The 16,292-nt window shown below is 48.1% G+C and carries 13 protein-coding genes; 7 read left to right on the top strand and 6 right to left on the bottom strand.

Annotated features, from left to right (window positions below; all coding sequences use genetic code 11):
* The first annotated feature begins 17 nt into the window (after nucleotides 1-17).
* On the top strand, nucleotides 18-1,013 hold the full coding sequence (locus C5O19_RS14050; protein ID WP_133163366.1) for a hypothetical protein: 996 nt from the start codon (nucleotides 18-20) through the stop codon (nucleotides 1,011-1,013).
* A gap of 68 nt (nucleotides 1,014-1,081) precedes the next feature.
* Here C5O19_RS14050 and C5O19_RS14045 read toward each other — a convergent pair whose 3' ends face one another.
* Nucleotides 1,082-1,861, bottom strand: a complete 780-nt coding sequence (locus C5O19_RS14045) for a porin family protein (RefSeq protein WP_104713218.1) — start codon at nucleotides 1,859-1,861, stop codon at nucleotides 1,082-1,084.
* A 175-nt stretch (nucleotides 1,862-2,036) separates the two neighbouring features.
* On the opposite strand from C5O19_RS14045, the gene C5O19_RS14040 reads away from it, so the two are divergent.
* From C5O19_RS14040 to C5O19_RS14025, 4 genes are all read left to right on the top strand, one after another.
* On the top strand, nucleotides 2,037-2,720 hold the full coding sequence (locus C5O19_RS14040) for an SDR family NAD(P)-dependent oxidoreductase (RefSeq protein ID WP_165796021.1): 684 nt from the start codon (nucleotides 2,037-2,039) through the stop codon (nucleotides 2,718-2,720).
* An 83-nt stretch (nucleotides 2,721-2,803) separates the two neighbouring features.
* Complete coding sequence (locus C5O19_RS14035; protein WP_104713212.1) at nucleotides 2,804-2,989, top strand: CsbD family protein; 186 nt, start codon at nucleotides 2,804-2,806, stop codon at nucleotides 2,987-2,989.
* A 150-nt stretch (nucleotides 2,990-3,139) separates the two neighbouring features.
* Nucleotides 3,140-3,976 (top strand): glutaminyl-peptide cyclotransferase, encoded by an 837-nt coding sequence (locus C5O19_RS14030; protein WP_104713209.1) that lies wholly within the window; start codon nucleotides 3,140-3,142, stop codon nucleotides 3,974-3,976.
* Nucleotides 3,977-4,146: 170 nt separating this feature from the next.
* Entirely contained in the window at nucleotides 4,147-7,104 is a 2,958-nt protein-coding gene (locus C5O19_RS14025; RefSeq protein ID WP_104713207.1) for a glycoside hydrolase family 3 N-terminal domain-containing protein, read from the top strand.
* Between the two features lie 70 nt (nucleotides 7,105-7,174).
* Here C5O19_RS14025 and C5O19_RS14020 read toward each other — a convergent pair whose 3' ends face one another.
* Entirely contained in the window at nucleotides 7,175-8,500 is a 1,326-nt protein-coding gene (locus tag C5O19_RS14020) for a TolC family protein (protein WP_104713205.1), read from the bottom strand.
* A 231-nt stretch (nucleotides 8,501-8,731) separates the two neighbouring features.
* The gene (locus C5O19_RS14015) at nucleotides 8,732-9,190 is read right to left on the bottom strand and encodes an Lrp/AsnC family transcriptional regulator (RefSeq protein WP_104713203.1); all 459 of its coding nucleotides are present in this window, start codon (nucleotides 9,188-9,190) and stop codon (nucleotides 8,732-8,734) included.
* Between the two features lie 365 nt (nucleotides 9,191-9,555).
* Here C5O19_RS14015 and ald point away from each other — a divergent pair, with 365 nt between their 5' ends.
* Nucleotides 9,556-10,686, top strand: coding sequence for an alanine dehydrogenase (ald, locus tag C5O19_RS14010; protein ID WP_104713201.1), 1,131 nt, complete (start codon nucleotides 9,556-9,558; stop codon nucleotides 10,684-10,686).
* Between the two features lie 522 nt (nucleotides 10,687-11,208).
* Here the strand turns inward: ald and C5O19_RS14005 are convergent.
* The 3 genes from C5O19_RS14005 to C5O19_RS13995 form a co-directional block, all read right to left on the bottom strand.
* Nucleotides 11,209-12,510 (bottom strand): TolC family protein, encoded by a 1,302-nt coding sequence (locus tag C5O19_RS14005; RefSeq protein ID WP_133163365.1) that lies wholly within the window; start codon nucleotides 12,508-12,510, stop codon nucleotides 11,209-11,211.
* A gap of 94 nt (nucleotides 12,511-12,604) precedes the next feature.
* Nucleotides 12,605-14,161, bottom strand: a complete 1,557-nt coding sequence (locus tag C5O19_RS14000; RefSeq protein ID WP_104713197.1) for a DHA2 family efflux MFS transporter permease subunit — start codon at nucleotides 14,159-14,161, stop codon at nucleotides 12,605-12,607.
* 93 nt (nucleotides 14,162-14,254) lie between these two features.
* A complete protein-coding gene (locus tag C5O19_RS13995; RefSeq protein ID WP_104713195.1) occupies nucleotides 14,255-15,298 on the bottom strand; it encodes an HlyD family secretion protein in 1,044 nt (347 codons plus the stop codon).
* A gap of 454 nt (nucleotides 15,299-15,752) precedes the next feature.
* Here C5O19_RS13995 and C5O19_RS13990 point away from each other — a divergent pair, with 454 nt between their 5' ends.
* On the top strand, nucleotides 15,753-16,271 hold the full coding sequence (locus tag C5O19_RS13990; RefSeq protein WP_158242677.1) for a MarR family winged helix-turn-helix transcriptional regulator: 519 nt from the start codon (nucleotides 15,753-15,755) through the stop codon (nucleotides 16,269-16,271).
* Nucleotides 16,272-16,292 lie beyond the last annotated feature (21 nt).

The following is a 16,292-nucleotide window of genomic DNA, read 5'->3' as shown; positions in this document are numbered from 1 at the left end:
GATTCCATCTACTCGCTATGAAACTTTCTTCTCTATGGGCCCTGCTATTGCTCGGGCTATTGACCAGTTGCGATCTCTCCCTCTTCGAACCGACGGATTATCCGCCCAGCCCGACGAAACTCAATGGACCGAAAGCCCGTACGCTGGCGAGTAAATCAATTCCGCTCAAGGAAGTAGATACCCTGTCGTCAAACGCAGCCAGTGCCCTGATTATCAGTCCGTATGCGTTGATGCTTTCCGACTCAGTGACGTATGCCCTTGGCCGTTTTCCTGAACTCACTAACCAGCCTCTGGAGGTGTTGTTCTCCGATGATGAGGGAAATCTATGGGCCGTTGATAAAGACGGTGCCTTAGGCTACGGCGTACACCGATACTCCGGAGGGACCTGGGTCAAAGAAGGTAATTTTCCCGCTGACGTAAAGTTCCGTTTCAATGAATTGGTGAAAGCTACGGCTCAGGAACACTGGTTTCAAACGACCAAAGGTTTAGTAATCTGGGATGTAAAGCAGCAGAAAGGCCGCCTGGTGGAAGAAACGAGTGAACGGCTTTTTACTCAAAATTTTTCCCTGAAATCCGATAATCAGCAATTACAGATTTACAGCCATACGAATCTGTCCCAACCAGTAGCTGAGTACGATTTGTCGCAGTTTCTCTATACGCGAAAAGGTATAAAGAATTCCTTGTTTGGCGTGTTTGAAGATGATACTCGTACACTCTGGCTAGTGGTGAAAGATGGCCGATGGGATGGCGTACTGATGAAATTTAACGGGCAAACGCTGGAAAAACTAACGTTGATCCCCGTGAGTGATTACGATTCCGGACGATCCGTTTCCGATTTTGTGCAGGATGCCAAAGGGAATCTCTGGATGAACGTCGATGGGGTTCGGTACTACTACAGTATTTACGGGCAGTGGATTTATCCGCGGATGGAACAGTCTTTACGGATTTTCAACGATACGGAAGGAAATCTGGTGGGTATAAAACCGGGTAAGGTTTACCGACTGGAAATCTAAATCGGATAAAACTCCGCTACTCCTTACAAAAACGGACCGCTGGTGAAGCGGTCCGTTTTTGTATTTAATTAAAAAGGAATCAGATAACCCAGAGACAAGGTTGCGTGCAAGTCGCGGGGGGCATCCGACTTGTAAAAACCTTCCGAAAGATTGCCTAACAGGTAGTGACCACGGGCTTCCAGAAAAATCTGTCCCTTCGGCAGGTTATGGGCTACGCCAATGCCCGCTACGCCCGAGAAATTGGTACGGTCGGCGAAATCCCAATCAGATAAGTCATTTTTGAACTTCGTTCCTGCCCGTTCAGAAGTTTTTTTCAGTACATAACTTCCCATTACCCCGGCATTGACAAAAAACTGCGTCTGATTACCGAACGAAAAGCGGAACAATAAGGGAATATCGATACTGGAAGACGTAAACGTGTAGGTATCACCGAATTGTTTCTCCTTCAAGGCATTATGGTTATAGAGAATTTCCGGTTGGAACGAAACTACATTTCCCAAAGCAGCATTGAATACGATACCCGCGTGGTAGCCCGGTGCAAAATTCAGTTGGGCATCGGTATTGTTGTTGAGCAGTGTCGTATAATTTCCTCCCGCTTTGATCCCGATGTAACTGCGACCCCGGAAATCATCGGTAGGATCAAAACTGGCTTTCTCGGGTTTGGAGCGAACGGGTTCTGTCTTGATGGGAGTTGTAATGATCGAAGTCGTAGGCTTGGCGTTCGCCCGGTCGTAAATTTCCTGCATTTCCTTCGTCACTGGTCGCGAAGAGGGGCTAGCGGGTTGGCTCTGAGCCAGCAGGGAGAAATTTATGATACTCAGACATCCGAGTAGAACAAATGATTTCATAACGTACTTTGATAAAGTTGAAAGAATATACCGGCTACTTAGTCGGAAAAAGCAGGCAGAAGCAAACGGCTACCTATCAATTTACGGCAAAGCCGCCCGAACGGTTTATGAAAGTTTTATTTTTGGGTGCTGGCCACGTGAAACCAGTCCTACAATTCTAACTATACGCATTGCTATGGCAATTGTTTTAATTACCGGAGCGACGGGTGGCCTGGGCCGCAGCGTAACGCAGCAATTTCTTCAGGGGGGGCATACGGTGGTAGCGGCCGTACGCGATCTACAAACCATGCCCACGCAGGAAGGCTTGCATCCGTATACCCTAGATGTATCGGACGAACAGGCCTGTCGGCAGTTTGTCGACAACACCGTAGCAGAACACGGAGCCATCGATGTAGCGGTGCTATTAGTGGGTGGCTTTGCGATGGGTACGCTGCTTGATACGGATTACGCCGCCGTGGAAGCTCAGTTGAAGATTAACTTTCAGTCGGCCTATCAGGTAGCACGTCCTGTATTTGAGCAGATGAGTCAGCAGCCCAACGGTGGCCGCATTGTACTGATTGGTTCGCGTCCGGCTCTGGACCCTACGGCGGGGCAGCACGTGGTAGCGTATGCTCTTTCGAAATCTCTGGTGAACAGTCTGGCTGATTTGATCAACGCTGCAGGCAAGAAGAAAAATGTGGTTGCGACGGTTGTAGCCCCCAGTACCATCGATACGCCCAGCAATCGCAAAGACATGCCCGATGCAGATTATAAAACCTGGATCAATCCGGCTGAACTCGCGGAAATGATCGCCTTCGTGAGCCTGGGAGCGGGCAAGACCTTACGCGAACCGATACTAAAAGCGTACGGTCAGGCCTAAAATTGGGGTCAGACTCTGGCTGGAATGAGTTTTTTTGCTAATAATAGCAGCAATTACGCTTTAACCTTAAAATGAATACAGTCATGAACGAGACGACGCTTAAAGGAAACTGGAACGAACTGAAAGGTAAAATCAAACAAGCCTACGGAGACCTTACCGACGATGATCTGGTTTACGAAGAAGGTAAAGAAGACGAACTGTGGGGACGACTCCAGCAAAAAACGGGTAAGACGAAAGATGAGATCAACAAAAAAATTGCTGATCTGTAGTAAATACTTTTAGTTGAAAAGCCGGAGCCGGGAGGTTCCGGCTTTTTGTTTGTACGGAGAGAAGATCAATCAATAAACGTGTAAGTTCGTAGCCGGTATTCTGGTGAATCGCCGAGATCCCGAAAAATCGTTCTGGAAACGTTTAACGTAATGAATCGCTTGAAATCAGTCCTTCGAAAGTCCATTCTTATTTTCCTCGGTTGCAGTATACTGACGGCCTGCAATGATGCCCCAAAATCTTCTACTGAAGCAAAAGATAGTCCGTCATCTGCACCGGTTTTACATTATGCCGTCGTCAAAACGCATCCGCACGATACGAATGCGTTTACTGAAGGCTTACAGATGTACAACGGGAAACTGTATGAAAGTACGGGTTCGCCGAAAGAATTGCCCCAGACGCAGTCCATCGTTGGCGAAGTGGATTTATCCTCAGGAAAAATACAAACGAAGGTTGAGCTGGACCGCGATCAATACTTCGGGGAAGGAATTGTCTTCTTAAAAGACAAGCTCTATCAGTTGACCTACCTTTCAAAAAAGGGTTTTATCTACGATGTCCGGACGTTCAAACCACTGGGTACGTTTACTTTCCCCAGTAAAGAAGGTTGGGGGCTAACTACCGATGGTACGCACCTGATCATGAGCGATGGTACGCAAAACCTGACCTACCTGGACCCTACTACCTTCACGGTTGTAAAAGTACTAACGGTAACCGATGAACAGGGTGCCGTGATTAATCTAAACGAGCTGGAGTACGTCAAAGGCTACCTCTACGCGAATGTGTACACGACTGCTACGGTTGTGAAAATCAATCCGCAAACGGGTCAGGTAATGGGAAAAATGGACTTGAGCTCGTTGCAACAGGATGCAAGAACAAAATACCCCCAGGCCCTGGAAATGAATGGAATTGCTTTTGACTCTACCTCAGGAAACTGGTATGTGACGGGAAAACTTTGGTCAACTATTTACGAGATCAAGGTGACGCCTTAACCAATGCCGTTGCTCAAACAGAAAGCAGATGATTGATACGGATCTTTTTCAGAAATGATCATTCGCCTAATAAATCACGTTCAAAGGCTTATTTGCAAAAATTATCTTTTCCTACATAGAAAAGTTACCGTACTCCCGCAAACTGCGGGCAATGCTCTATTTTTGTATTTATGAAACGTTTGCTCCCTCTGGGTACCGCTCTTCTGGTATCGCTTGCCTCGTACGCTCAAAAACCTTTTACGACGGGTAATCAACGCTGGGCCGATTCGGTCTTTGCTCGTCTCACCGTCGATGAAAAAATTGGCCAGCTCATGATGCCCCGGGCCAATTTTACCAATCAGCCTTACGATCAGGAAAAACTCAAAAGCTGGGTACGCGACTACAAAGTCGGCGGTTTCGTCTGGTTCGCCAATCAGCCTTATCGACAAACGTCGATGATTAACGATTTACAGGCCCTCTCTACCGTACCCATGATGATGGGCGAGGATTTGGAATGGGGCCTAACCATGCGACTAGACAGTACCGTCCGTTATCCGTATGCACTGACGCTGGGGGCCATTCGGATGAACGACGACTGGTTTTACCGCATGGGTAAGCAAATTGGAGAACAGTGTCGCCGGGCGGGGATTCACATCAATTACGCTCCCGTAGCGGACGTGAATAACAATCCCAACAACCCCGTGATTGGTTTCCGCTCGTTTGGTGAAAACCGGGAGGAAGTCCTACGGAAATCGCAGGCGTATATGCGGGGAATGCAGGATGCGGGTCTGATTACGACGGCTAAGCATTTTCCTGGCCACGGCGATACGGACGTTGATTCACACGCGGATCTACCTATCATCAATCACACACGGGCTCGACTGGATTCGCTGGAACTGTATCCATTTAAGCGTCTGATTGAACGGGGGCTCAATGGCGTCATGATTGCTCACCTGAGTATTCCCGCTCTTGACCCTACGCCGAATCAGGCCTCGACGCTTTCCAAGCCCATCGTGACGGATTTGTTACGGAAAGAACTGGGTTTTGAAGGACTTATTTTTACCGATGCCATGGAAATGCAGGGCGTAGCCAAGCATTATCCGCCGGGTGTTGCGGGGGTAAAAGCTCTGTTAGCCGGAAATGATGTACTGGAGACCTTTACCGATGTACCGGTGATGTTTCAGGCGATAAAAAAAGCTTTACAGTCGGGCGAAATTTCTCAGGCAGATCTGGACGATAAAGTACGCCGGATTCTGCGGGCCAAAGCCTGGCTGGGTCTGGACAAATACCAACCGGCTCCGCTGGCCCGATTGAGCGAAGACTTGAACCAGCCCCGAGCGGAAGCTTTAGCCCGTAAGATGGCCGAAGGAAGCATTACCGTTCTGCGGAATGAAGCGGGTACTCTGCCCATTAAGGATTTAATGCATACCAAAGTGGCTGCCATCAGCGTCGGGACGCCCGCTCAGGGACCCGCCAATCCAACGGCTTTTCAGTCCATGCTGATGAATTATTTGCCCGTAGATACCTTCCGCGTCGATACGAAAACCCCGGAGGCTCAACTCACGGCAATCAAAGAAAAACTGGCCGGATACGATCTGGTACTGGTGTCGCTACACAGTCCGTTTATGCGATCGGCCAATGCCTGGCCCGAACCGAATCTGAAACTGGCCAAGAACTTTACAGGTCTGTCCAATGCCGCCTACCTGTTTTTCGGAAACCCTTATGTACTGAATCAATTGCCCGGAATGGAGCAATCCAAAGCCTTGGTGGTCACGTATCAGGAAACGGCAGTGATGCAGGAACTGGCTGCTCAGCTGGTGGGCGGAGGGATCGGAGCTAACGGTCAATTGCCCGTTACGGTAAATCCGAATTTCAAATTTGGCGATGGCTTACGCGTGCAGCCGATGGGTCGTTTTCAGTACGCAATGCCCGAAATGGTGGGCATCGACTCCCGTATTTTGAACGCCAAACTCGATTCCATTGTCAATCAGGGGCTGATGGCCAAAGCGTATCCCGGAGCTTCGGTATTGGTCGCCAAAGATGGAGCAGTGATCTTCAAGAAAGTTTACGGAAAACCGACCTACGAAAGTTCACAACTGGTGCGGGAAGGCGATTTATACGATTTGGCCTCGGTCACGAAAGTCAGCACCTCGGTACTGGCTCTGATGCGAATGCAGGATGAAGGTAAGTTTCGCCCGGATATGACGCTGGGTGAGCTGTTCCCTAAATGGAAAAATTCCAACAAAGCCAACCTGAAACTGATCGATATTTTAACCCATCAGGCGGGTCTGAAAGCCTGGATTCCTTTCTGGCAAACGGCTCTGGATTCTACCAGTGAAAGTGGCTGGAAACCGCGTACGTTCAGCACCGAGCAAAGTCGTCGCTATCCGATTGCGGTCGCTGACCACCTGTTCCTGCACCGCCGTTACCGCCGGGAGTTGTTACGACAAATTGAAGAATCGCCCGTTAAACCCAAACAGGGTTACGTGTACAGCGATTTGTCATACTATCTCTATCCGCAAATTGTGGAGAAGCTGACGGGTGAAAAATGGGAAGATTACCTGAAAAATACGTTTTATCGGCCGATGGGAGCGACGACGCTCACGTACAATCCACGGGAACACTACCCGCTTGACCGGATTATTCCCACGGAATATGATTCGCTGTTCCGGAAAGAACTCATTCAAGGTCGGGTACACGATGAAGGAGCTACGCTAATGGGGGGTATCTCAGGCCATGCGGGTTTATTCGGTACCGCCAATGACTTGGCTAAATTGTACCAGATGTACCTCAACGGTGGCGTATACGGCAATCAGCGATTCATCAGTGAAAAAACCTTACACCAATGGACCTCGTATCCTTTTCCGGTGGAAGTAAACAGTCGTCGGGGCATTGGTTTTGATAAGCCCGATCGCAATCGTCCCGGTTTGTCCGGGCCTCCATCGGCGAGTCCGGCAAGCTTTGGTCACTCAGGCTTTACCGGAACGTTCGTTTGGGTTGAACCGAAGGAAAAAATGCTGTACATCTTCCTTTCGAACCGCGTGTATCCCACCCGGAATAATTCGAAGATTGGCCAGCTGAACATTCGCACCCAATTTGGGGAGATGATTTACGAAGCCATCCGCCAATCTGCAGTCGTAGGATTTTAAGAATTGAACAGTAGCTATAAAAAAGCCCCGAAGCAGTATGCTTCGGGGCTTTTTTATAGTCATTTAAATCTTATTTCATGATGTTACTACTCAGTCGGTACAATTCAATTTCGGAAGTTTTGGCCGTCAACTGAGCCTGAATGAGTCGGATTTGAGCGGCGATAAAATTTCGTTGGGCTTCTCGTAGTTCCAAGGGTGTGGCCACGCCAATCTTGTAGCGTTCCAAGGCAATACTAACGTTCTGCTCGGCGGTCTTGACGTTGAGAGCCTCCAGATCGAGCAGATTCAGGTTATTGCGATAATTCTGGTAGGTCTGTTGCAGAGCCGCTTCAATCTGAACTTTCACGTCGGCTTCCTGTAAATTCGTAATTTCTTCGGTAATCTTCGCTCCCTGAATGCGTCGGCGTTGATTCAATCCGTCGAAAATGACGGCAGCAACCTGAACGCCCCCCGTAAGGTTTGCATTATAGCCGCTTCGCACCCCAAAACCGGAGCCACCGTTGCGAAGTAGGTTGTACGTATAACCTCCCACTACGTTGACGGTGGGCCAGAGTAAAGCTTTCTGATTCCGAACGTCTAGGTTGGCAATCAGGCTGTTATTGCGGGCTAGCAAAAGTTGAGGGTTTTCCCGTAAGGTCTGATCCCGCAAGGATTCGTACATCAGATCACGATTCAACAAGAGCGTATCATTCGGAACAAAATCTACATCCAGCGAACGGGCTAGTAATTGATTGAGCTGCGTTTTCGTATTGACGTAGGTTAGTTTCTGAGCAATCAGGGCTGCTGTATCGGCATTGAAATCGACCTGAGCGGTGAGGTACTCCACTTTAGATCCCTGCCCGATGTCGTAACGATCTTTGGCCAGTCGCCGCCGTTCCCGCGAAATCGTTAGGGCATCTTCCAGCGAACGAGCCTGTTGTTTTTGCTGAACGGCTGAGTAATAGGCATTCGTTACCTGAGCGATGGTCCCTTCGATGGTCACCTGAGCCTGCGATTCACCCGCCCGCACGAGTTCTTCCAGCCGGGCTTTGGTAATCTGCATACTCCTCCCGTTAAAAATAGTCCAGGTTAATTGGACGTTCGCATTTACATTTCGGTTAAAGATTCCCCGCTGAACCAAGGGTGGTCGTACGGCGTCAAAAAATCGCTGATTGGAAAAGTTGAACAGTCCATTGGGCTGTACTAATCCCGTAATAAGGGGTAACATACCGGCCGCTGCCCGGGTATTGTCGTTTTCGGCCAGCCGTACCTGATTCTTGGCGACTTTGATCGAATAATTCTTTTCCAACGCCAGCGTGATGGCGTCTTCCAGCGATAAAGATTCGGGAGCCGTCTGAGCAAAAAGAGAAAAGCAAAACGTAAAACAGCTAGCAAAGAGGGCTATTTTTTTATACATGGGGGTTAAGAGATACGGGACCACGTCAATACATCCTTCGTCCCGATTTTGGTCTAGTTTCTCACAAAAAACGACTACTTCCACGAATTTAGCCGTCCGGGAAGCCGTAGTTCAGGAATCTGAGATAAATCAAGCAAAAGTGGCGACGAAGATTTAAGAGCTAAGCCTAAAGTATCCAAGAACTTACGTTAATCCGGAATGATGATAACAGGGTAGGGGTGTTTCCTTGGGTTACAATCCGATTTGCGTCGTGCTTTTTACCTCTTCCATGACGAAGGAGCTGCTCATATGCGAAACGCTGTGCAAGACACTTAGTTTGCTCTGGTAAAATGTATTGTAGGCCTCCATATCGGAAACAATCACTTTTAGTAAATAGTCAAAGTTGCCCGATACGACGCTGCATTCGAGTACCTCAGGGAGTTGTCGAATGGCTTCATTGAACTCCTGAAAGCTTTCCTGGCGTTGTTTGTCGAGCGTAATAAAACAGTACACCATCATGCCACGACCAATGCGTTTACGGTTGATGAGAGCTACGTACTTTTCAATAATCCCCTGATTTTCAAGTTTTTTGATTCGATCATGAACGGGCGTTATACTGAGGTGTACCCGCTCGGCCAGTTCACGTACCGTGAGCAGTGCATTTTCCTGCAAGAGATTGAGCAGTTGGCGATCAATAGTATCTAATTCCATACGTTTTTCGCGATTCGAGTGAAGATAAAGTCAGTCAGGGAAGAACGTATTTGCAAAGGAAAATTTGAAAGCTATGCATTATACACGGAAAAGATCAGAATCCGAAATTATTGTATGCGTTACTCCACCGCCAGAGGAGTTGAACATGGGTGGAACTGTACAGAAATTTTTTCGGTAGAAAGCTTCATTTGACGGGTATTTACAGAAAAATGAACTTTAATTATAATTATAAACAAAACAAATTTCTTATTTATGGCATTAAGAACGAAAACTATTCTGAATAGCGATTTTTGTAGAAAGTTTCACGCTTGCCAGCCATTCCACTGACGCGTCCATTGTACAAGCAGCACTAACGACAAAAAACTATGATTATCGGGGTTCCCAAAGAAATTAAAAACAACGAAAACCGTGTGGCTTTAACGCCCGCGGGTGTGGCCGAATTCAAGAAAAGCGGTCACGACGTTTACGTACAGGCGACGGCTGGCTTAGGCAGTGGAATCACGGATGCCGAGTATGTGCACGCTGGAGCAACCATTTTGCCGACGATTGAGGATGTATACGAAATCGCGGAGATGATTGTAAAGGTAAAAGAACCCATCGCTTCCGAATACGCTCTCATTAAACCCAATCAGTTACTCTTCACTTATTTCCACTTCGCGTCTTCTCAGGAACTGACGCACGCCATGCTGGAAAGTGGTGCCATCTGTCTGGCTTATGAAACGGTTGAGAAAACGGATCGTAGTCTGCCCCTGCTGGTTCCCATGAGTGAAGTAGCGGGTCGGATGGCCGTACAAGAAGGGGCCAAGTACCTCGAAAAACCCATGGGTGGCCGGGGTATTCTGTTGGGCGGCGTGGCTGGGGTGAAACCTGCCAACGTACTCGTACTGGGTGGCGGTATCGTAGGAACGCAGTCGGCTAAAATGGCGGCGGGACTAGGAGCGAATGTAACAATTGTAGATATTAGCCTGCCGCGTTTACGTTACCTGGAAGACATCATGCCTGCGAACGTAGATACGGTTATCTCCAATGAATACAACATTCGTCAGTTGGTTCAAACGACGGATCTGATCATTGGTGGTGTCCTGATTCCGGGAGCTAAGGCTCCTTCGCTCATCACGCGGGATATGCTTAGCCTGATGCGTCCGGGAACGGTAATGGTGGATGTGGCCATCGATCAGGGGGGATGTTTCGAAACCTCACACGCGACGACGCACGAAAACCCGACCTTCGTCGTGGAAGGTATTGTACATTATTGCGTGGCAAATATGCCCGGAGCTGTACCGTACACCTCCACGCTGGCTCTGACCAACGCCACGCTACCTTACGCCATTCAACTTGCCAACAAAGGCTGGAAGAAAGCTTGCCGCGAAAATGAAGAGCTGAAAAAAGGCTTGAACGTGGTACAGGGCAAGACGGTATATAAAGGGGTAGCCGACGCCTGGGAATTGCCGCTGACGCCCGTAGATGACGTACTGGGTAAAGTGATTGTTGCTTAGTCCGGTTAAGATATTCATCAAATCAGCAACTATAAAACCGCTAGCCGCCCGGATGTTTTCGGGCGGTTTTTTTATAGGCGGGTGATACTGAAACGTATATAAACAAAATTACCGGCCCGCAAAGCAAGCCGGTAATCATCGTTCAACCTTCAACCTATCTGTCTTTTCTTTTTTTTAATGCTTTTCGAGGACTACTCTTGGTCTGATAAACACTCATTAGAATTTTACCCATCTAATCGTTTAACCAAAGATTCGTCGAGTATTCGTATGGTGAGTCAGTACTCGATTCTTCTTACTAACTCAGTCATTTCTAAAGTATTAACCTAAAGTTATTTTCAAAAGTTCGACTTCGTAAAAAAAACTTTAGGTTTCTTCAAGTGCTCCGTTTTAATGAAATGATCATCGAAACGATGACACTTTTAATCATTTATGGCTTGTACGGGAGACTCAGTTATATAACGTATCTCCTAAAAAAATAGTTTACGTAGACTAGATCAAAATTTCGTACCACGGGTAAATCCGTTACCAAATTTTGGTACCAATCAGACGATTTAATTCCAGACGGGCCAGTGCCTGCTGATATTGGTACTGAATTCGTTGGAATTCAGCCTCCTCCAGAGCGGTTTGTGCCGACTGGATTTCAAGCTGGGTAATGACACCATTCTGGAAGCGAACATTTGCAAGTTGAAGGCCGTATTGAGCTTCCTGAAGCTGCGTTTCGGATAAACGTAGCTTCTCGGTCGTAGAACGTAATTCGGACTGAGCCTGTTCAAGTTGGGTATGAATTTGTACGGAAGCCGTTTCCGTTCCGTACTGGCTCAGTTGAAGGTTTTTGCGGGCGATGTCTTCCTGAATCTGGTGACGACCACCTGCGTAAATGGGAGCCGACAGACGGAAACCTACACCACCGTTGAAACGAAATTCTTTAATTTCAGGCTGGAAACCGTTGCGGAAACCCGTTGACCCATTGAACGAAAAAGTGGGTAATTTCGCTGCTTTCGCAATTTGAATGTCTTTTTCAGCGACTAATTCGCGGGTTTTGGCCAAACGCAAATCCCAGTTGTTATCCACATTCGATGAATCCTGGGGCGTAACCAGCGAAGACCAGGCAAAACCGGCCTCAGCGTTGATGGTAGACCGAACGTCTTTACCCACCAGCGAACTTAATAGAATGAACTGACGATCGAGTTGCGTCTGCAGATCAACGATACGCGTCCGGACGTTTTTGTAGCGAACGTTCGTAGCGACCAAATTGTAATCAATTTCATCGCCACTCTTGATCCGGTTTTCGATCACTTTAGCCGTCTCACCCACGAGTGATTCCTGAGCCCGTTGTACGGTAATGGCTTTCTGCAGGTACACAATGCTAAAGTAAACCTGAGCTACCTGATAGGCCAGCTGATGCGTGGCCAAATCAACGTTTTGCTGGGAAAGTAGGCTCTCGGTGCGGGCTTTGTCGATGTTAGCCGCATCTTTTCCCCAATCGTAGACGGTCTGACTCACCGAAACACCAACGTTGTAGTTATTCCGCGGAGCAAACTGAATCGCATTTGAACCCAGACCCGGAATTTCGAACGTTACACGTTGCAAAGGCCAGATATACTGATACGACGCATCCCCACTCACGGAAGGTTTACGAGCGGCCTCGGCCATCTGCGTACGGCTTTCGCTCAGGGAAAGGGCTTGCTGTTGCTGTTTTAACTGGGGATAGTATTGAATGGATTGACGAATTAATCCGTTGAGCACCTCGTCGTTGGGCTGCTGTTGAGCAAAGGCCAACGAACTCGTAAGCAACGCGAGGGCCAGTACTGATATGGATTTCATGTTGGGAGAATTGAATGAGTTTTCAGTTTTCAGTTGCCGGTTGTCAGTTTTCAGCGAATATTCTGAAAACTGACAACGGTAAACTGACAACACCTTAATGGGCTTCGGCCATGGCTGCTGCCGCTGCTGCAATTTCTTCGGGCGACTTTTTCTTTTTCTGACGAAGAATGACCGTCAGGGGCAAGATGAGCACGAAGAAGAAACCGACAATCCGGAACGTGTCCAGGTACGAAAGCAGATACGCTTGTTTATCCACAGCGGCTTCGAGCATCCGGTAGGCTCGCATACTGGCTCCACCCATCGATTGCAAACGCTCCGTCAGGAGGGGATTGCCGGGGTATAAGTTCGCCATTAGATCCGAGCGGTGCTGAGCGTACTGGATTGCCACAAAGTTGTTGGCAAGGGCTACGCCAAAGGCACCGCCTAACTGCCGGATCATATTATTGATGGCAATGGCATTCGGGTATTCTTTCGGAGAAAGACCGGCTACGGCCTGGTTCGTCAGGGGGAGCTGTAACAGCGAAATGCCTAATACCCGTAGCATGTGAGCTGGGAAAAACTGCCATTGACTGGCGTCGGCGTTGAATGTACCCCCATAGAATCCAAAGGCAATCATCAGCAAAATACCCGAAATGATAAACGGCAGGGGAGAAGCTCCCGCCGACAGCCGCCGACCTACGATGGGCATCATGAATACGCCAATCAGCGTAGGCCAAAGCAGCGAAAGACCCGTCATCGTGGGCGTATAACCCATGATTCGCTGTACCATCACCGGGTAGACAAACATGGCCGTAAACAGACCAATCCCGGCGACGAAACTAAAAATAGTGGTAATGCCTAAGGTACCCCGTTTCATTACCCGCAGATCCACGACGGGGTGATCCGTCGTTAGTTCCCGCCAGATGAATCCAATCATACCAACGGCCGCGGCAATGGCCGTGTACACAATCAGTCGGGATTCAAACCAGTCTTCGGATTCGCCTTTTTCAAGCATGAATTGGAGCGAACCTACGCCCAGCATGAGCAATAAGATACCCGCGTAGTCAATTTTGATATCCGCTTTATGCTGACCTTCTCCTTCCTTTTTATCAATGTAAAGGATCGTTAGAATGGAGGCCAGAATACCGACCGGAATGTTCACCAGGAAGATATTCGCCCAGTGGTAATCTTCCACGATGATCCCACCCAGTACAGGACCGAACGTAGGACCCAGGATGATACCCATAGCGAAAATACCCGAGGCAATGCCGCGTTGCTGCGGCGGGAAGGCATCGAAAATAATGGCTTGCGAAGTCGAAAGAAGGGCACCACCGCCGACCCCCTGAATGAACCGCCAGAATACCAGCTCCCATAAATCCGTCGACTGACCGCAGAAGTATGAAGCGATAGTAAAGAGAATGATGGAACCCAGGTAATAGGTTTTCCGGCCAAAGTACTCGGCCAGGAAGCTCGTCATCGGAATGATGATAACGTTGGCAATGGCATACGAAGTCACTACCCAGGCAATGTCCTCGATGGTTGCTCCCAGCGATCCGGCCATCTGGTTCAGAGCTACGTTGACAATGGTAGTGTCAATCAGCTCCATGATGGCAGCGGAAATGGCCGTAGCCACAATAATAGCCCGCTTAAATCCGGTTGGATAGGTTGCCATGTGTGTTTAGTTTGCAGTTGTTAGTTGTCGGTTTTTAGGTTCAGCGATCAACGGTATCGTCTGAACTGATCCCTGCAAACCGACAACTGAAAACTATTTCGTTTTTACACTCACTTCTACGTTCATACCGGCTCGGAGGAGGTTGCGGTATTGGGGTAAGTTCTCAATCTCGATTTTCACCGGAATCTTTTGCGTTACTTTCACGAAGTTACCAGAAGCGTTATCGGGGGGCAGCAGGGAGAATTTAGCACCCGTCGCTTCACTAAAGGATACGATTTTACCTTTCATAGGTGTATTCGGGAAGGCATCCGCGGTCACTATGGCTTCTGAACCAATGCGTAAGTTCTCTACCTGGGTTTCCTTGAAGTTAGCAACTACCCATAGCGTGCTGTCCTGTACAATGGTCATCGTCGTCTGACCATTCTGAATGTACTGGCCAGGCTCTACGCTCTTGCGGCCAATCCGGCCCGAAGAAGTAGCGTATACTTTAGAATAGGTCAGCTTTAGTTTCTGCTGATCAATACGCGTCTTTTGTACATCCAGAGACGCTTCTGCTTTGTGCAGAGCCGAACGCAGCACGTCCAGGCGGGAGCGGGAAGCCAGTACGTCAGCCTGACCAGCTACGTATTGTTGATCCAGTACTTCGGAGTTGTTGCGGCTGTCGTCCGACTGCTTCCGAGTGATGGCTTTATCGGCCAGCAAACGGGCATCGCGTTCGGCATCCGATTTGGCCTTGTCGCGACGCAGAGCGGTTGCTTTCAGGTTCGATTCCTGAGCTTTGATGGTCAGTTCCGCGTTACGCAGACTGGCTTTAGCGTTTTCGACATCGGTTTGCATTTGCCGATACGTCGCTTCCATTTCAGCCAGCTGCAGCTGATATTCAGCGTCGTCGATTTCCATCAGCAACTGACCTTTTTCTACTTTGTCGTAGTCATTAACGGCCACCGTTTTCACGTATCCGGCAATACGGGGTAGTACCGGTACCATGTAACTTTCGATCTGGGCGTTGTCGGTTTCTTCGTGCGTTTGGGCGTGCTGGTAAGCGGAAAATCCGAACCATGCTCCCACACCTAGCACAACAAGCAGGATAATCCGGGGTAACATTTTACGGAATGAAGATTGTTCTGGCGTGGCCATGATTAAATCATTTATTAGTGGTGATCAAATGGGATGCAGACCCGTGTCGTTTGGAGTTAGTCAACTAAATTGACGATGCAAATGTAAACTTAGTTGACTAAAAAAGTCAAGTTAGTTGACTATTATTTTTTTATAACTATTTTTGCATGGAGATAGTCACTTCATCAATACGATAACCCGAATTATTTTAAAATAATTCACAGGGATTTGAGGTTAAATTATTGGTTTTTAGTGTTTTATCGGTAATGGTTTGGCTATCTTTTGCGTTAGACTATTAAAAACAAATTGAAATGTATGGGCGAGATGTTGTACTTTTTTAATTTGTATTAAATTTACGTTAAAATGGAAAAGGGAGGGGAGAAGAGCACTTCGACTTCTTTCTTGGACGACGAGAATGATGGATAAGGAACTAAGAAAAAAGCTTGAAGCATTTAAAGTTCAGCGAAACCGGATTATGGGCCGACTCCTGAGCCGGGCCTTTCGGATTGTAGTAGATGTATCAAGTCAGAAACTAGCAGAAGCAGGTTACGAGTCGTACCGACTCAGTCATCTGGTACTGATGGTGCATATTCAGGTGGATGGTTCTACGATTAATGAACTGGCGGCTAGTCTGGGCATTACCAAGCAGGCCGTGAGCAAAATCGTGAAAGAATTGCAGGAGCAAGGGTACGTAGAAACCGAAAAACATCCCGATGATGCTCGTTCGGTACTCGTGAAGATTACCAATAAAGGAGCTCGTTTTACCCTGGAATGGCAGTACTGCACAAAAGTGGTGGACCAGAAATTTGAAGAAATTCTCGGTACGGAACGCCTCGAACAACTCAAGGACATTCTGCTGGATCTGGCGGATTATCACGAAAATAAGCTCAAAGAAGAGCTAACAGAAGCTTCGGAAGGCCGGCGTACCCAGTGGCTGGATATGCTACAGCAGAAAACGGCCAACTATCCGTTGCAATCCACGAAGAAGAAATAACCCTCAAGCTTTGTCGAATAC

This window comes from Siphonobacter curvatus, assembly GCF_002943425.1.
GTDB lineage: Bacteria > Bacteroidota > Bacteroidia > Cytophagales > Spirosomataceae > Siphonobacter > Siphonobacter curvatus.
Note: the sequence above shows the minus strand (reverse complement) of the source record. Positions and strands in the feature narration are given on the sequence as shown.